Origin of the sequence: Marinobacter antarcticus (genome assembly GCF_900142385.1) — a bacterium.
Lineage (GTDB): Bacteria > Pseudomonadota > Gammaproteobacteria > Pseudomonadales > Oleiphilaceae > Marinobacter > Marinobacter antarcticus.
The window spans coordinates 1,917,696-1,935,286 of record NZ_FRAQ01000001.1; the positions used below are offsets into that span (position 1 = coordinate 1,917,696).

A 17,591-nucleotide genomic window follows, 5' to 3' on the forward strand; every position below is an offset into this window, starting at 1 on the left:
GTTGTCGCAGTTTTGGTGTCTGGCCGGCAAAAATCAAGGGTTTGACTATGCTTATCTAACGATATCCCGATTACGTTTATTTCACACTATCTGAGGTCGCCCATGAATGCGCTGACAGTGGCCAGCAAAGATCAGTTTTTCCAGCTCTTGGCGGAAGAGTTTTCCAGAAAGATCGCCAAAGCCGAAGCCCAAAAAATCAGCGAGTTTGTAAAGCAACATTACGCCCACATTCCTCTGGAGGAGCTCGTCAGTCGACGCCTCTCCGATACCTACGGCGCAGCACTGGCCGCATGGCAGTTTTTGCAGAAACGCAGCGCCGACGAAACGCCTGTTGCGGTATTCAATCCGGATCTGGAAAGCGACGGCTGGCAATCTACCCATACCGTTGTTTTCGTTCTGCATCCGAACATCCCGTTCCTGATCGACTCCCTTCGGATAGCTGTTAATCAGCGGGAAATCGGAACGCACTCGATCCAGCATTCCATACTTCAGTTGGAGCGAGACAAAGCCGGAAAGCTCAAAAAGCTGCTAGCAACCAAAAAAAGCGATTCCGCTTCTGCCTATGAAGCGTTTATTGTTCTGGAAATCGACAGGCACAGCAATCCAGAGGATCTGAAAGATCTGGAGCAGACACTGCAAACTGTGTTGCACGAGGTGCGCATTGCGGTCGCGGATTTCCCGGTTGTCATCGACAAGGTCAACCAGGTCATTGAAGAACTGGAAACCACTACCGCAGGGATCAGCAGCGAGAAAAAGGAGGAAGCCCGAGCGTTCCTGAGCTGGCTGGTGAGCGATCACTTTACCTTTCTTGGCTACGATGAGTACGACTTCGCCAGTGACAAGTCGGGCATGGTGGTTCGACGGGTGGAGAATTCCGAGCTGGGGATTCTTCGCGTAAATAATGAGCGGCCTGATCGGGTTCACCTCAACGAGCTGCCCCAGCGCACCCGCCATGAAATGACGCGGGCCGACGATATTTTCATTTTCGCCAAGTCTGCCCAGCGTTCACGGGTTCACCGCCCCGCCTACCCGGATTACATTGCTGTCAAGAAATTCAACAAAAAAGGCGAGGTGGTTGGTGAACGCCGTTTCCTCGGCCTGTATACGGCTCGGGCCTACAATGAGCGGCCTGATGAGATCCCGTTGCTCAAACGCAAGTTCCAGAATGTGATGAAACATTCCGGGTTCCTGCGCGCAGATTACGCGGGTAAGGAGCTGGAGCAGATTCTTACCCTCTATCCCCGTGACGAGCTGTTCCAGATCGCCGAGGATGAGTTGTTGGATGTGGCGAAAAATATCCTGTATATACAGGAGCGGCGTCGCATTGAGCTGTTCATGCGCGAGGATGTATACGGCCAGTTTGTTACCTGTCTCGCGTTTTTCCCGAGGGACATTTACAACACCGAGCTTCGTCTGAAGGTGGAGCAGGTACTTCTGGACCGGCTGGAAGCTGAGGACATCGAGTTTGTTACGCACTTCTCGGAGTCTGTGCTGGCCCGGGTGCAGTTCACCATTCGTGTTCCCCAGGTTGAAAACCGCAAGTTGCCGATCGCTGAAATACGGGAAAAGGTCATCGAGATGGCTCAGTCCTGGCGCGACGGCCTCTCTGGAGCGCTTAGCGAGACCTTCGGCGAAGAGGAAGGTAACGAGCTATATCGGCTTTGGGCCGCGGGCTTCCCTGCGAGTTACATCGAGATGTTCTCGCCGCGCCGGGCGGCTATTGATCTTGAGCATATATCGGCAGCCTCTACCCGAAACGACCTGGCCATGAGCTTTTACCGGGCCCTGGAAGAGGATGAGAGCACGCTTCACTTCAAGCTCTTCTATCCCGACCAGCCGTTGCCGCTGTCGGACGTTATGCCCATTTTCGACAATTTGGGCTTCCGTGTTCTGGGTGAGCACCCGTTCGAAGTAACCGACCGTAACAACAAAACCGTCTGGATTCATGATTTCACCCTCTATGCCCACAGCGGTAATGTAGTGGATATCCACCGGATACGGCCCATCTTCGAAGACCTGTTCCATCGGGTGTGGCACGGCGAAGCGGAAAATGACGCCTTCAACCGCATGCTCATTTCCTCTTACATGAGCTGGCGGGAAATTGCGTTGCTGCGCACTTACGCTCGTTATATGCGCCAGATCCGCTTTTCCAACAGTCAGACTTTCATCTCCAACACGCTGGTGAATCATGTTGAGCTCACCCGGATTTTGCTGGAGTACTTTGAGATACGTTTCAATCCGGATCGTTATCAAAGTGATGGCAAGTGCCAGGCTGCCCAGCAGAAACTGGAAATTGAGTTTAATGCGGGGCTGGAAGAGGTGGAAAACCTCAGTGAAGACCGCGTGCTGCGCCTCTATCTGGAACTGATGCAGGCTACGCTGCGCACCAACTACTATCAGCTCGACGAAGCTGGCGGCCCCAAGTCTTACATCAGCGTGAAGTTTGATCCCTCCGGGATTCCGGACATGCCATTGCCATTACCCGTGTTCGAGATCTTCGTATACTCGCCCCGGGTTGAAGGTGTTCACCTGCGCGGTGGCAAGGTGGCGAGGGGCGGGTTGCGCTGGTCTGATCGCTTTGAGGACTACCGGACCGAAGTTCTGGGCCTGGTAAAGGCTCAGCAGGTGAAAAACGCGATAATCGTGCCGGTGGGTGCCAAAGGCGGTTTTGTTGCCAAACGGTTGCCGGATTCGTCTGACCGCGAAGCTTTCCAGGCGGAAGGCATTGCAGCATACAAGACCTTTATCCGGGGGCTGCTCGATATTACCGACAACCTGGTGGATTCTGGTATCCAGCCCCCGGAGCGCGTGGTTCGCCACGATGCGGATGATCACTATCTTGTTGTTGCAGCGGACAAAGGTACCGCCACATTCTCCGATATTGCTAATGGCCTGGCGGCGGAATACAACTTCTGGATGGGCGACGCGTTTGCATCCGGTGGCAGCAATGGCTACGACCACAAGAAGATGGGCATTACCGCGCGGGGTGCCTGGGTGTCTGTAGAACGGCATTTCCGCGAAGCGGGCATTAACCCGGCGGTGGATGAGTTTACCGCAATTGGTATCGGCGACATGGGCGGGGACGTATTCGGGAACGGCCTGTTGAGCTCCGAGAAAACCCGCCTGGTGGCAGCGTTTAATCATATTCACATTTTCGTGGATCCTTCACCGGATGCGGAAAAGAGCTACAAAGAGCGCAAGCGACTGTTCGATATGCCCCGTTCAGCCTGGACAGACTACGACACCAAGCTGATCTCCAAGGGCGGTGGCGTTTTCAGCCGCAATTCCAAATCCATAGCGATAAGTCCGGAAATCAAAAAACTTCTGGGAGTCAATTCCGACCGCGTGCCCCCGAACATGCTGATTTCCCACATTCTGAAAGCCCAGGTCGACCTGCTCTGGATCGGCGGCATTGGCTCATACGTCAAGGGCAGTCGCGAATCCCACAGTGATGTTGGAGACAAAGCCAACGACGGCCTGCGCATCAATGGCGGGGAACTGCGCTGCAAGATTGTAGGTGAGGGCGGCAACCTGGGTATGACCCAGCTTGGCCGTATTGACTATGCCCTGAAGGGCGGGCGATTGAACACAGACTTTATTGACAACTCCGGCGGTGTCGATTGTTCGGACCATGAAGTCAATATGAAGATCCTGCTCAATCGTGCCGTCGTCATGGGAGATCTTACGCCCAAGCAGCGCAACGTCATGCTGGAAGAAATGACAGACGATGTTGCAGCGTTGGTTCTCAAGAACAGCTACCGGCAGACTCAGGCTATCAGTATTGCCAACGACGATGCAGCAACGCGCCTGGAGGAATACCGCAGGCTGATGAACACCTTTGAGAGCGAAGGCAAACTCAACCGGGCTCTGGAGTTCCTGCCGGATGATGAAACCCTGTCTGAGCGCAAGCTGAACAAAAAGGGGCTGACCCGCCCTGAACTGTCGGTTCTGATCTCTTATGTCAAAGGCGATTTAAAACAGACTCTGATAAATAGTACCCTTCCGGACGATCCGTTGCTTGCCCGTGAAATGTACAAGGTGTTCCCGCGCGATCTGACCAAGAAGTTCTCAAAAGAACTCGGTGAGCACCAGCTGCGGCGTGAGATTATCGCCACACAGGTCGCTAACGACATGGTTAACCACATGGGCATTACCTTTGTGGAGCGCCTGAGTCAGTCTACCGGGGCAGACGCAGCGTCCATAGCGCTGGCATGGCTTATCGCCCGGGATGTCTACCGGATTGATAACTGGTGGGACAAGATCGAAGATCTCGATTTCCACATTCCGCCGCAGTTGCAGATGGAGCTGATGCGGGATCTCATGCGTCTGATGCGCCGGTCTGTGCGCTGGCTGTTACGTAATCGCCGGGCAGAGCTCAGCATTCAGAGCCACATGGAACGTTTTGCCGACAGTGTCTGGGCTATTACCGCGGGCTTGCCGGAATATCTGGGCGACCAGGCCCGCGCCAATTGGGAAAAGCGCAACGAGGCGCTGGTCAGAGTCGGGCTTCCGGTGGAACTGGCTTCTGTCGTGTCGGGCACTGGCTATCTGTATTCGTCGCTTGGCATTATCGAGGCTCAGGAAGCTACCGGCATGCCGCTGAAAACCGTCGCTAATCTTTATTATGAGCTGGGCGATCGGCTAGACCTGAACTGGTTCGCCACCGCTATTGCCAGCCTTACGCCGGCATCACACTGGCAGGCGCTGGCGCGGGAGAGCTTCCGTGAAGATCTGGACTGGCAGCAGCGCGCGCTGACGACCGGTGTGCTGAATCTGGCAGAGAAACCGGAAGACGTGCCTGCTTGCGTAGATGGTTGGCTGCAGCGGCACGAGCCCATGATTGAGCGCTGGAAAACCATGTTGCTGGAACTCAAGGGTGTGAGGGAGCCGGAATACGCCATGTTCTCGGTTGCTCTGCGCGAGCTGCTGGACCTGGCGCAAAGCACGATGCATCAGACCCACGGCGACAATCAGTCCGAAAAGACTTCATGAGATGATTCAGACAAACTGAGTATTGCTTTGAAGCCGTGATTCCCGTTCAATCGTGACCGGGAATCACGAAACGGAGTCTTTAAATGGGGCAGCTTGACCATCTTCTTGAAAAAAACCGGGCCTGGGCCGATGGCATCAAGGCTGAGGATCCGCAGTTTTTTCATCGCCTGTCGAACCAGCAGGCGCCTGAATATCTGTGGATTGGCTGTGCCGATAGCCGTGTGCCCGCTAACCAGATTGTTGATCTTATGCCTGGTGAGCTTTTCGTTCACCGCAACGTTGCCAACGTAGTAGTGCATACGGATTTCAATTGCCTGTCCGTTTTGCAGTTCGCCATAGAAGTACTGAAGGTCAAGCATATTCTTGTGGTTGGTCATTATGGCTGCGGTGGTGTCAGAGCCGCTCTGCGTAACGAAGGCTTTGGACTGATCAGTCACTGGCTAAGGCATGTTCAGGATGTGCGCGATCGTCATCAGTCCGTACTCGATGCAAGTGGCAGTGAGCTCGATCGGGTTGACCGGTTATGTGAACTGAATGTGGTTGAGCAGGTAGGGCATGTGTGCCAGAACAACATCGTTCAGGAAGCCTGGAAGCGTGGCCAGCGGCTGAATGTTCATGGCTTCGTATACGATGTGTCGGACGGCATACTCCGGGACATGGGCTTATCGGTTTCCGGCGCTGAAGACTGGGAACAGGTCAAACAGAACAGTCTGGATGAGCTGATATTGCGCCCGGTGCGCTCAGGTCGCCAGAAAAAAGTCTAATTTTCACCGCAAAACGGCATCATCCAACCCATGCAAAGTTTATCTGGCTCCTCTTTACCGAACTCTCATCAGGCGCTGCTTAAAAACCAGCACTTGTTGTCCGGTCGGCTGGCTGTGTTGGGTGTGGCGTCCGCATCCCTGCTGCCGGAGCTTCCTCTCAGCGGCCTTGCCATGAGCGAGCATGCCGGAGTCTTTGGTGCGCTTGAGCACCATGAAACCTGGCAGGCCAGTTTTGGTTATGAAGACCCGGCACTGGCAGAAGGCCGCTACGACAGCGTCGTGGTGTTTCTGCCAAAAGCCCGTGCCGAGCTGGAAATGCGCCTGGCGCTGGCGCGCTCGCTGGCGGCAGAAAATGCGCGGCTGATACTGGTCGGCGAAAAAAAGGAAGGCATTGCCGGAGCGATCAAGCAGCTGAAAGCGGTTGCCCCGCAGGCGACCAAGGTCGACAGTGCACGCCATTGCCAGGTCTGGTGTGCAGAAGCGATCGAGCCCGCTCCCGGGTTTCGGGTTCAGGACTGGCTGAACTGGAGCTCGATTGAGTGTGCGGGAGTATCCTTAGAGATTGCCGGGTTGCCGGGGATCTTCAGCCAGGATGGTCTGGATAAGGGAACGCGCATGCTGCTGGAAACCCTTGCAGAGCAGCCGGTCCGCGCTGACCGACTATTGGATTTTGCCTGTGGTGCGGGCGTGATCGGTGCCTGGACTCAGGCTTTTCAGGCAGCGCGGGGAATGCCCGTTGCCAATGTTGACGGCGTGGATGTCCAGTCGCAGGCGGTTATTTGCGCAAGGGAAACCTACCGGCGTCATAGCGCTGCCGGTACGATATTCGCCTCAGACGGTCTCGCGGGCATTGACGGCCTCTGGCCCGGAATTATCAGCAATCCTCCCTTTCATACCGGTGTGAAAACCGATACATCTATGACAGAGCAGTTCCTTCAGGACGTGAAGCGACACTTGCAACCCGGCGGCGAGCTGCGCCTGGTGGCGAACAGTTTTCTACCCTATGAGGTTCAGATCAAGCGGCACATCGGGCGCGTCGAGCGCCTGCATGAAGACGGGCGCTTCACCGTTTACCGTGCTTTTCGGGGCTAATAACGAAAAAAGCCCCAGGGGTAAGGGGCAAAAGGTTGGCGTCCGGAAAAACGGAGCTAACCACGAAAGTATTTAAGAATAACCCTCCTAAAGAGAACCTCCTTAAGGTGAACAGATTAAACATTAGGGTTATTTTTTAGAGTAATCAGCCTAAAATGGCATTTTTCTGCGAACTTCCCTCTGGATGCCTGATATGACAACCGCTGTGCTGGATTTTCCCGGTGTTAGCCTGACGCTTAGCCGGCCCGGTACAGATGATCCGAGCCTTCGCGCCTGGAGCTCTGCCGACGAACTGCTCTTGCAGGAAGCTTTGAGCCGCCTGGAAGCTGCGCCTGAATCCCGGGTTCTGGTGGTTGATGACCAATATGGGGCATTGACGCTGGGGTTGTCGCGGTTTTCTCCAGACGTGGTTGCCGATAGCGCTCAGCTAAGCGCTGCACTGGAGCTGAATGCGAGACTGAACCCCGGCAGTTCGGCTCCTGAGCAGGTATACAGCTGGTTGCAGCCTCCCGCTGGCACTTACGATCTGGTTCTCCTGAAGATTCCCCGGGAAGCGGATTATCTGGCCTGGCTTCTGCGCTGGGCCAATGGCGCGCTCAAACCCGATGGGGTGATACTGGCTGCAGGCATGATCAAGCATCTGCCAGATCGCAGTGTGGACGTTTTTGCCGGGGCTGTGGCGGTTCAGAGCGTGGGTCGTGCGGTAAAAAAGGCTCGCATGATGACCTGTGGTCGCGGTGAGGCGCCGTTGGACGGCTGGTCGGGTACCTGGAAGGGTTATGAGTTGGAGAGCGGAGGCGTTCATGTAGCCGCCATGCCCGCGGTATTTGCGCGGGAGAAGCTGGATATTGGCACACGGCTGATGCTGCCCCACCTCAAACCCACCCTTAAGTCTTGCCTTCCCGGTGCCCGAGTGCTGGATCTGGCTTGCGGTAACGGCATTCTCGGCCTGAGTGCGTTGGCCGCGCAACCGGGTATCGATATGACCTTCAGCGACGTATCCAGCCAGGCAGTTCTGAGTGCTCGCCGGAACACAGAGGTTGCATTTCCTGATGCCAGGGGTTTGTTCATGCATGCGGATGGAGTTGCCGGGGGCAGCGAGCCGTTCGAACGAATCCTGTTAAACCCACCTTTTCATGAAGGCGGTGTAGTGGGTGATCATATTGCACTGCGGCTGTTTGAGCAGGCGTCGCAGAATCTGTCTGAAACCGGTCGCCTGCTTATGGTGGGGAACCGGCATCTTGGTTACCACCGAAGCTTGCAGCGTTTCTTTCCGCACCTCCGTCAGCTGGATGCCAATCCCAAATTTGTGGTCTTCGAAGCCTGGCTGTCATAACCCAGGCGCGCCAGTGTATCCACGATGGTTTGTGTCTGACTGTCAATTTCGATGTTGACCTTCATTCCCTCTTCTACTGCACCAAAGGTTGTGGCTCTCAGGGTTTCGGGAATCAGGTGAATATTGAACCGGTTGCGGGCTACCTCACCGATGGTCAGGCTGGCGCCATTGATTGCAATGTAGCCTTTTGGAAAGATGTAGCGAGCCCACTGCTCCGGAACTTCAAACCAGATCGTCACGTTGTTCTCCGGGCGCAGAATCTCAATGACGCTTGCGGTTGTGTGGATGTGCCCCGACAGCAAATGGCCGCCGATTTCATCGCCGATCCGCGCCGCTCTTTCGAAGTTAATACTGTGTCCGGGCTCCAGGTCGCCAAGCGTTGTTAGTCTCAAGGTTTCCTGCATGGCATCAAAAAACAGCGTGTTGCCTGCCTGGCGGGTAACGGTCAGGCAAGTACCATTAATAGCAACCGACGCGCCAATGTTTACGCCATCTGCGCTGTCATCCGGCAAGCGGATTGCAAAAGTGCTCAGCCCGGTTGCAGCGGTGACATCTTCAACAACAGCAATACCCTGAACAATACCGGTGAACATAAGCAGACCTCTTTAGAGCGCAGAGTGCATTGGAGAGTGTATTAGAGAGCGCCGTAACGGATAGGAAGGATAACCAGCAAGCTAGCTGTTGCCAAGTTTGAGGGCGGGAAAATGCTATCCGGAACATCCCGGCTCAAGATATAGGAAAGCTTGTCGATACCCTGTTAGAGCACATTCTTAAATCAGAGGCTCTATAACGAGTGGGATAAACCGCCATGGCCCGGAATCAGAATGCTGCAGAAGCTTTAACAGGAGCCGCCCAGGATGCCGTGTTGCATCCTGGGCGCTCGGCTGATCCGGCGCCTGTCTCTCAGAAAGAAGTCTCTGCAAACGCTGGAAACAGCGCCGTCGGGACTGCTGAGGTAGATAACAATCAGCCCGACGCAGAGTCGATAGACAGCGTCGAAGCCACTGGCGATGCAGGCCCCGTTAGGGCTGAATCCCGTCAGCGCACCCTGAGACTGATGTTGCGCCAATGCGATCGTGTGCTGCTGATGGATTTTGATTTGCTGGCAATGAACGACTGGCCTGATAACTTCAGTGTTGCGGCCGCACGGCGAAGCCGGGATCTGTGGATGTTCAGTGCGATTGTCGCTGCAACCATATTCCTCAGCGGTCTGACAGGCTTTGTGCCTGCCTGGATTGCCGGGGGCGGGTTTGGGGCCTTTATCATTATTCTGCTATTGGGTATTCCAGCCGTTCGCCGGATTTATACATCGGCGCCGTCTTATCTGGACTTACTGATCAAGCGCCAACGCATGATGCGTGATGCACGGAAACACGCCGAGCACCTGGAGGGCAAAGAGGGGCTGATCTGGCAGTGTGCCCGAATGGCAGACTTTAACCCCGCCCTGAAAAATGCCAGGTTCAGTAGCCTGCTGCACCTGTCGGAACAGAAATCTTTGCCCCGGGCGCTGTCCCGACGGGAGCATGTGAGGCTTTATCTGATTTATCTTCTTGAAGCGGAGAATGCTTATGGTCGGGCTCAGGCGGCTTTTTTCGAAGGTAATCAGGAAGCCATCGACAAGGGCTGGGAAAAAGCGGCTGCGGAGCCGGAGGACAGAACTTGACATAAATGTCCTTCAAACGTATGTTTCAAACAGACGTTTGCTAGAGGCACTGAAAACAAAATGGCCCAGTCAGATACTGTTGATCGAATCCTTGATGCCGCAGAAGAACTGTTTGCTGAACGTGGTTTTTCAGAGACGTCACTGCGCATGATTACCAGCAAGGCCAGAGTAAATCTGGCCGCTGTGAATTACCACTTTGGCTCCAAAAACGCGCTGATCCATGCTGTTTTTGGTCGTTTTCTGACGCCGTTTTCAGCGACTCTTGAAAACGCGTTTGATGGGTTGGAAGCTCGTTGTGACGGCAGTCCGCCAACACTGAACCAGACTTTGTGGGCTCTCACTGAGAGCGCCATTCGAATGCCACAGCGGAATGAAAAGGGCATTTCGATTTTCATGCGGCTTCTTGGGCTGGCGTATACTCAGTCGCAAGGGCACTTGCGCAAGTTTCTGGAGCAGGAATACAGTCAGCCTTTCAGTCGCTTCATGCGTCTGCTGAAAGAAGCAACGCCGCAACTTTCAGCTGTAGATCGTTACTGGCGCATCCAGTTCATGCTTGGAGCGACAGCGTTTACCATGTCCAGCAGCGATGCCCTTCAGGACATTTTGCGCAACAAACTGGGCGTGGAAACCACGGTTCAGGAAATTGCCGCACGTCTTGTGCCCTTCCTCGCAGCCGGCATGCAGGCGCACGATGCCTTGCTGATTCCCTCCGCCGCCGATAAGATCCCGGTTGCCTGATCTGTATCCTCTCGGTTAGGCTTCCTCCTGAATCCTGGAGGGAGCCCGACCCGTTGTGAACCACCACAACCGCAGTGCCTGTTCAATTGACATCACCCTGAATGGTCAGAGCCTTGCGCTGCTCGATGCCAGCGGGGGCGTTATCGTTCGCTATCCTGTTTCCTCCGCGCTTAATGGCGTGGGCGCGCAGGATGGCAGTGGTTGCACACCGGGAGGTGAGCACTATATACGCGCGATGATTGGTTCCGGGCTCCCTGCCAACACCGTTTTCCGTGCCCGTCGGCCCACCGGCGAGATATACAGCCCGGCACTTGCGGCCAGCCACCCTGGTCGTGACTGGATCCTGAGCCGCATACTGTGGCTCTGTGGTCTGGAACCGGGAAAAAACCGTGGTGCTGGTGTTGATACTTTCCGCCGTTTTATATACATACATGGCACGCCCGATACGGAGCCTATGGGCCTGGCGCGTTCACATGGATGTGTTCGCATGCGCAATGCCGATGTCATTGAACTGTTTGACTGTGCCCGGCCAGGTATGCCGGTTACTATCCGCTGACACAGAGTGTTAACACTGATTAGAGGAATCCGATGATCGGAGAAATGATGGCCATTCTAAACAGCTGGATCGAGAACTTCGGTCTGCTGTCTGAGGCATGGCGCGTGGGTATTGTTGTGTTCGCACTGGTATTCGGCACAGCCACAGTTGCCTATGTTTTCAGCCATATTATTGTTGCGCTGGAACGAAAATGCGCAAGCACCAGCAATCTCTGGGATGACACAGCGCTGCATGCTGCTCGTAAACCTGTGGTGGCTTTTGTCTGGCTTCAAGGTGTTTACTGGGCTGCTGAAGTGGCCCATCGCTATTCATCCGCCGAGATCTTCAAAGTCAATGACACGGTGCTCCAGGTCGGCTTCATTTTTATCTTTGTCTGGGCCTTGCTCAGGACGATAAAGGAAGGAGAGAGCATTCTTGTCTCTCCGGTAAAAATGAAAAAGCCCATGGATTACACCACCATTAACGCGATCAGTAAGCTTTCGCGAGCGGTGGTGATCATTACAGCTGTACTGATCAGTCTGCAGTCGCTGGGCTATAGTATTTCGGGCGTGCTTGCCTTTGGTGGTGTGGGCGGTATTGCTGTGGGTTTTGCGGCCAAAGATCTGCTGGCCAACTTTTTCGGCGGCTTTATTATCCATCTGGACCGGCCGTTCAAGGTCGGAGACTGGGTGCGCTCACCGGATCGCAATATCGAGGGTACTGTGGAACACATCGGATGGCGGCTTACGACTATCCGGACGTTTGACAAGCGCCCTCTTTATGTTCCCAATGCCACGTTTACAGTCATCGCGGTAGAAAACCCCTCTCGAATGACCAACCGGCGTATCTACGAAACCATCGGCATCCGCTATGCGGATGTCAGCCAAATGGAGACTATTGTTTCAGATATCCGCTCAATGCTTGAAAAGCATGAGGACATTGATAGCAAGCAAACGTTGATTGTGAATTTTCTGGCGTTCAGTCAGTCATCGCTCGACATCATGGTTTACGCGTTTACCAAGACAACCCAATGGGTTCGGTTTCATGAGGTGAAGCAGGATGTGCTGCTGAAAATCAGCGAAGTTATCGTAGGCCACGGCGGCGAGGTAGCTTTCCCCACGCAAACCATACACATCAGTGATGATGGCCGGCCCTCAGAGCAAGAGAGCGATAGAGACAGCAAAGCCAGAGACGGTGGCCGAAATGGCAGGAAACAAATCGCCTATGCGGATGAGGGTGGTAACGACAACGAGCGTAGTCGCCGGCGGGATACAAAGGCGGGTGACGTCGGTGAACAGTCCCTGGACACGGGAGATGGAGATTGATGTCTGAAACCAGCAGTGCGGTTGGCATTATTGGTGGCACCGGCCTGACTACCCTGTCGGGCCTGAAGATCACGGGGGCGCGAACCGTGGAAACGCCCTGGGGAGCACCTTCATCCGAGTTGACCGAAGGGCGCCTCGATGGCCAGCCTGTTGTGTTCCTGTCCCGGCATGGTAATCCTCACAGGATACCGCCTCATGAAGTGAACTATCGGGCGAACATAAAAGCGCTTTACGACGCGGGTGTGCGCACCGTAATCGGAGTGAATGCGGTGGGTGGGATACATCCGGATATGGGCCCCGCCTGCGTGGTTATCCCAGAGCAGATCATTGATTACACCTGGGGTAGAGCCGGCACTTTCTTTGAGGGTGACCTGGAAAGAGTGACCCATATTGATTTTACCTGGCCTTACGACAAGGCCGGGCGAGATGTTCTGATGCAGGCTGCAACGGCCCATGAGGTGTCCTTTGCCGGGTTTGGTGTTTATGGCGCAACCCAGGGGCCGAGGCTGGAGACAGCGGCAGAAATACGCCGTATGGAGAGGGATGGGTGTGATCTGGTAGGGATGACCGGCATGCCGGAAGCCGCTCTGGCGGCTGAGCTGGGGATGCGGTATGTGTGCCTTGGCCTTGTGGTAAACCGGGCGGCCGGGAAGTCAGATCACGTCATTACCATGGAAGAAATCGAAGCGGCCATCGAGCAAGGCATGTCTGGTGTCAGACAGATTCTTGAAGTCTCGATGGCCGGGCTAGGAGCCCTTATGGCTTTGCCTCAACCTTCTTGAAGAATATGAGAACGCCGATGGTGGGGGAGTCCAGGAAGTGAATTTCCTCGCTCCGCATCCTGCGGGTTTCGCGGATCCAGGTCACTAACTCCAGCGGTATGTCAGGCTTGATAGCCAACTCGGCGCTTGCCGCCGGGCTGGCGCCGGGTGTCTGATCTGCATTCACCAGGGTTACCCCCGGCGCAGCAATTTTTCCTTCTTGCCAGTGGTTGAGGTGAACGGCGACATGCAGGTAGCGTTGCCGATCGATTGTGATGTTCCCTTCAATCTCTCTCTGGCCCGCCTGCTCCAGCCAGTCTCCAATTTCGATGCGCAGCGGCTGGCCTTTGTAGTCTGGCGGGAAAGCTTCGTACCAGCCTGCCGACATGAGTACACGGTAGCGGCCGCTTCGTTCCAGTCGGTTGGCAGCGCTCCCAAGATGAAGTTCGTTGCGTGGTACGAGCTTGAGGGAAGAGCTGGTCGTTCCGTCTCTGGCGACACGATAAAGAGTTTCGCTGGTATCCACCGGCGCTTCCACTTTACGGTTAACCATGCGTTCATTCACCTCGCCTGGTTCGACGATGCGCTCCAGAATCACAAACTCGGCCCGGTAATAGTCGTCGGGCGTTTGCTGCGCATGGATCCCCATGGCAGTTGTGAGCAGAAAAGCCGTCAGTAGTGTGCGTGCCAGTAGCCGGCACAAGCGATTACCATCAGTCTGCAAGAGGTTGCTCCAATTCTATTCAGGCCATTTTTTTCAGGCGATAGTCAGGCGGTAGCGGCGCTTGGTGCGGGCACCAGTTCGCTTAGCATCCCGGAAATGCCGTCGAGTTTACCACTGGTTGAGGCGTCCTTCAGCCGAAAACGGAAACTGTTAGCTCCTTCAAGGCGATATGTGTCTGGTGCAGATTGCATTTTCTTAACCAGAATCAGCGGATCCACCGGTGTAGAGCTGCCAAATTCAAGACGGGCCCACTCCTTGCCGGCGTCCACTTTCACAATACCCAGGGCTTCTGCCTTGAGCCGGAGTTCAGTCTGTCGAACCAGGTTTTTTGCCGGTTCCGGTAATAATCCGAAGCGATCAATCATTTCAACCTGAAGTTCTTTTAATGCATCGCGGTTGCTGACGCTTGCAATGCGCTTATAGAGCATCAACCGGATATGAACGTCTGGCAGGTAATCCTCCGGAATCAGCGCCGGTATTCGAAGGTTCATTTCTGTGCCGTGGCTCAGGGGCAGTTCAGCATTGGGCGTGCGGCCTTCACGAATGGCTTTCACCGCCTCATCCAGCAATTGCATATACAGGGTGAAGCCTATGCCCTCTATCTGACCGCTCTGTTCGTCGCCCAGTAGTTCGCCGGCACCACGAATCTCCAGATCGTGGGTTGCCAGCATAAAGCCGGCGCCCAGCTCCTGAGCCTCGGCAATAGCTTCCAGCCGTTTTTTTGCATCCGCACTGATGGCTTTCGGAGGAGGTGTCAGAAGGTAAGCATAAGCCTGGTGGTGCGAGCGGCCAACGCGGCCACGTAGCTGGTGCAACTGAGCAAGGCCGAACTTGTCGGCACGTTCGATAATGATGGTATTGGCGCTGGGGATGTCGATCCCGGTTTCGATGATGGTGGTGCACACCAGCACGTTGAAGCGCTTGTGATAAAAGTCAGACATGATCTGTTCAAGCTGTCTCTCCCGCATCTGGCCATGAGCCACGCCCACTCGAGCCTCGGGAACCAGGCGCCGCAAATCCGCCGCGGTTTTCTCGATGCTTGCCACATCGTTGTGCAGGACATACACCTGACCACCACGCAGAACCTCACGCAGAATAGCTTCTTTGACCATCGGCTCGTCCCGCTCACGCACAAAGGTTTTCACTGAGAGCCGCCGGGCCGGTGGAGTAGCGATGATAGAAAGATCTCTCAGGTGACCCATAGCCATGTTGAGGGTTCTTGGAATGGGCGTTGCCGTGAGATTCAGCATATCCACTTCAGCGCGCAGAGCCTTGAACTTTTCCTTCTGTCCTACGCCGAACCGGTGTTCTTCATCAATGATAACCAAGCCCAGGTTTTTGAACCGGATGTCGCCCTGAAGCAGCTTGTGGGTACCGATGACGATATCAGCTGTTCCGCTTTCGGTGGCCGCCAGTGCCTTGTTGGTCTGGCTAGTGCTTCGAAAACGGCTCAGTAGTTCGATATTGACCGGTGTATCCGAGAAACGGTCACGGAAGGATTCATAGTGTTGTTGGGCCAGCAGCGTTGTTGGCACAAGCACCGCGACCTGCTTTCCCGACCATGTCGCCATGAAGGCAGCGCGCATGGCGACTTCGGTTTTGCCAAAGCCGACGTCGCCACAAATCAGCCTGTCCATGGGTTTTTCATTGGTCATATCTTCGAAGACTGCCTGAATAGCAACCTCCTGGTCTGGCGTCTCCTCAAATGGAAACCCTGCTGCAAAAGCGCGGTAGGCTTCTTTCGGGTCTTCAAAGGCGAACCCTGTGCGGGCTTCACGGCGGGCGTATACATCTAAAAGCTCGGCAGCGGTATCGCGGATCTTTTCCAGAGCCTTCTGCTTGGCGTTGCTCCAGCGCTCAGTACCCAGCTTATGCAGTGGCGCGTGCTCTGTGTCAGTGCCGGCATAGCGTGAAATCAGATGCAGGCTGGATACCGGAACGTACAGCTTTGAGCTGCCGGCGTATTCGAGCATTAGAAATTCGCTGGATTCGCCTTCCACGGAAATGGTTTCCAGGCCGAGATAGCGGCCAACACCGTGATCGATATGCACGACGGGTGAGCCGATTCGTAGCTCGGACAGGTCGCGATAGCCGTCGTCATTTGCTTCGGTGGGCTTCTCACGCCGGCGGCGCTGCAGCACTCGTTCGCCAAACAGGGCGGTTTCAGTAATCAGGGCCAGGTTGTGACCGGGTAGCACCAGCCCCTGTTCCATGGGTGCAATGGTGATGCCTAGCCTGCTGCTACCATCTGCCAGAAAGTCCTTCCAGTTTTCAAAGCTTTGCAGTTGAAGTTGGTACTCCCCCAGATTTTCAATCAAGGCTTCGCGCCGGCCTGAAGATTCGGCGCAAATCAGTACCCGTCCGGCAAAAGTCTGTATAAAACGCTTCAGCTGGCCCGCAGGATCGGCGGCCCGTGCGTTCATCGCGATATCCGGAAGCGCTTCACTGGCGCAGTTGACCGTGCCGCTACCTTCTGCTGGCTCGGGCGACGTGGTTACCCGGGGGAAGGCCTTGAGATGGCCAAACAGTTCATCCTGTTGCAAAAACAAGCTGGACGGCGGAAGAATCGGCCGCAGCCGGTCGTGGCGGCGATCTTCGTAGCGATTACGGGTGTCTGCGTCGAAGTGGCTGACTGATTCGTTCAGGCCCTCAGCTGTAAAAACGTGGGTGGTGTCCGGCAGGTAATCAAACAGGGTTGCTGTCTGGTCGAAAAACAGTGGCAGATAGTATTCGATACCCGGCGGCGTAATACCGTGGCTGACGTCCTGGTATATGGGCACATCTTTATCAGCATTTGGGAACTGCTCAAACCAGCGGCCGCGGAAGCCGGAACGGGCCTCCTTGTGCCATGGGAATTCATAGGCAGGGAGAAGTTCGATGCGCTCAATCCGATCGATGGAGCGCTGGGTTTCCGGATCGAACGTGCGCAGTGTTTCCACTTCGTTATCAAACAGATCGATCCGATAGGGCAGGTTGGAGCCCATAGGGAATATGTCGAGTATGGAGCCTCGAACGGCATATTCACCGTGTTCATAAACGTTTTCGGCGTGCCGGTAGCCTGCGGTTGCCAGCTGCATGCGCCAGTTGTCGATATCCAGGGTCTGACCGGTTTCCAGCAGCAGAGTATTGCCCTGGAGATAGCTTACCGGCGGCAGGCGGTGCATCAGGGTTCGGGCCGGCACCACAATCACGCCGTGCCGGATGCCAGGCAGCCGGTGCAGGGTGCGAATGCGCCGTGAGGTTATATCCTGATGCGGAGAAAACAGATCGTAGGGCAGGGTTTCCCAGTCCGGCAGCGATAGCAGCTCAAGGCCGCCCTCTGTGATGGTGGCGCCATCTTCTTCTGGAGGCAGGCCCAGGAAAAAGCGCATGGACTGCTCCAGGCGGATCGCATCGGCCGTACTGCGGGTAATGACCAGGGTCAGTCCCTCATGGGCCCGGGCGCTTTCACAAATGGCCAGGGCGTCACTGCTGCCATGCAATTGCCCCCAGGTGCGGTGATCGGCCTGTTTCTCAGGAAATGACGGCGCAATCAGTGTTTGCAGTGAAGCGGTAGTCGGGGCACCTTGATTCATGGGCAGTCGTGTTCTCCTGCTGTGGGTGTTGGGAGCCGGTGAGGTAGCTATTCTAACGCCGGCAGATGGCGGTGTCATGGCGGCAA

The 17,591-nt window shown here is 55.4% G+C and carries 12 protein-coding genes; 9 read left to right on the plus strand and 3 right to left on the minus strand.

All coding sequences use genetic code 11. The annotated features are described in order from the left end of the window. Nucleotides 1–102 precede the first annotated feature (102 nt). The 4 genes from BUA49_RS09020 (at nucleotide 103) to BUA49_RS09035 (ending at nucleotide 8,184) form a co-directional block, all read left to right on the plus strand. Nucleotides 103–4,992, plus strand: coding sequence for an NAD-glutamate dehydrogenase (locus BUA49_RS09020; RefSeq protein WP_072796827.1), 4,890 nt, complete (start codon nucleotides 103–105; stop codon nucleotides 4,990–4,992). 83 nt (nucleotides 4,993–5,075) lie between these two features. Beyond that, the gene (gene can, locus BUA49_RS09025) at nucleotides 5,076–5,756 is read left to right on the plus strand and encodes a carbonate dehydratase (protein WP_072796828.1); all 681 of its coding nucleotides are present in this window, start codon (nucleotides 5,076–5,078) and stop codon (nucleotides 5,754–5,756) included. A gap of 30 nt (nucleotides 5,757–5,786) precedes the next feature. Then, on the plus strand, nucleotides 5,787–6,848 hold the full coding sequence (locus BUA49_RS09030; RefSeq protein ID WP_072796829.1) for a class I SAM-dependent methyltransferase: 1,062 nt from the start codon (nucleotides 5,787–5,789) through the stop codon (nucleotides 6,846–6,848). A 193-nt stretch (nucleotides 6,849–7,041) separates the two neighbouring features. Next, the gene (locus BUA49_RS09035) at nucleotides 7,042–8,184 is read left to right on the plus strand and encodes a methyltransferase (protein ID WP_072796830.1); all 1,143 of its coding nucleotides are present in this window, start codon (nucleotides 7,042–7,044) and stop codon (nucleotides 8,182–8,184) included. Here the strand turns inward: BUA49_RS09035 and BUA49_RS09040 are convergent. Further along, a complete protein-coding gene (locus BUA49_RS09040; protein WP_072796831.1) occupies nucleotides 8,133–8,777 on the minus strand; it encodes a riboflavin synthase subunit alpha in 645 nt (214 codons plus the stop codon). The genes BUA49_RS09035 and BUA49_RS09040 overlap by 52 nt on opposite strands. A 215-nt stretch (nucleotides 8,778–8,992) precedes the next feature. Between BUA49_RS09040 and BUA49_RS09045 the strand changes: the two genes are divergently transcribed. From BUA49_RS09045 to BUA49_RS09065, 5 genes are all read left to right on the plus strand, one after another. Then, nucleotides 8,993–9,847 (plus strand): hypothetical protein, encoded by an 855-nt coding sequence (locus tag BUA49_RS09045; RefSeq protein WP_072796832.1) that lies wholly within the window; start codon nucleotides 8,993–8,995, stop codon nucleotides 9,845–9,847. Nucleotides 9,848–9,907: 60 nt separating this feature from the next. Then, entirely contained in the window at nucleotides 9,908–10,585 is a 678-nt protein-coding gene (locus tag BUA49_RS09050; RefSeq protein WP_072796833.1) for a TetR/AcrR family transcriptional regulator, read from the plus strand. 91 nt (nucleotides 10,586–10,676) lie between these two features. Beyond that, a complete protein-coding gene (locus BUA49_RS09055) occupies nucleotides 10,677–11,141 on the plus strand; it encodes a L,D-transpeptidase (protein WP_228704473.1) in 465 nt (154 codons plus the stop codon). Between the two features lie 32 nt (nucleotides 11,142–11,173). Beyond that, on the plus strand, nucleotides 11,174–12,445 hold the full coding sequence (locus BUA49_RS09060) for a mechanosensitive ion channel family protein (protein WP_072796835.1): 1,272 nt from the start codon (nucleotides 11,174–11,176) through the stop codon (nucleotides 12,443–12,445). Next, complete coding sequence (locus tag BUA49_RS09065) at nucleotides 12,445–13,227, plus strand: S-methyl-5'-thioinosine phosphorylase (RefSeq protein ID WP_072796836.1); 783 nt, start codon at nucleotides 12,445–12,447, stop codon at nucleotides 13,225–13,227. Before BUA49_RS09060 ends, BUA49_RS09065 begins: the two co-directional genes overlap by 1 nt. Here BUA49_RS09065 and BUA49_RS09070 read toward each other — a convergent pair. Then, entirely contained in the window at nucleotides 13,202–13,930 is a 729-nt protein-coding gene (locus BUA49_RS09070; protein ID WP_072796837.1) for a CsiV family protein, read from the minus strand. The genes BUA49_RS09065 and BUA49_RS09070 overlap by 26 nt on opposite strands. Nucleotides 13,931–13,974: 44 nt before the next feature. Then, nucleotides 13,975–17,505, minus strand: coding sequence for a transcription-repair coupling factor (gene mfd / locus BUA49_RS09075; RefSeq protein WP_072796838.1), 3,531 nt, complete (start codon nucleotides 17,503–17,505; stop codon nucleotides 13,975–13,977). Between the last annotated feature and the right edge of the window lie 86 nt (nucleotides 17,506–17,591).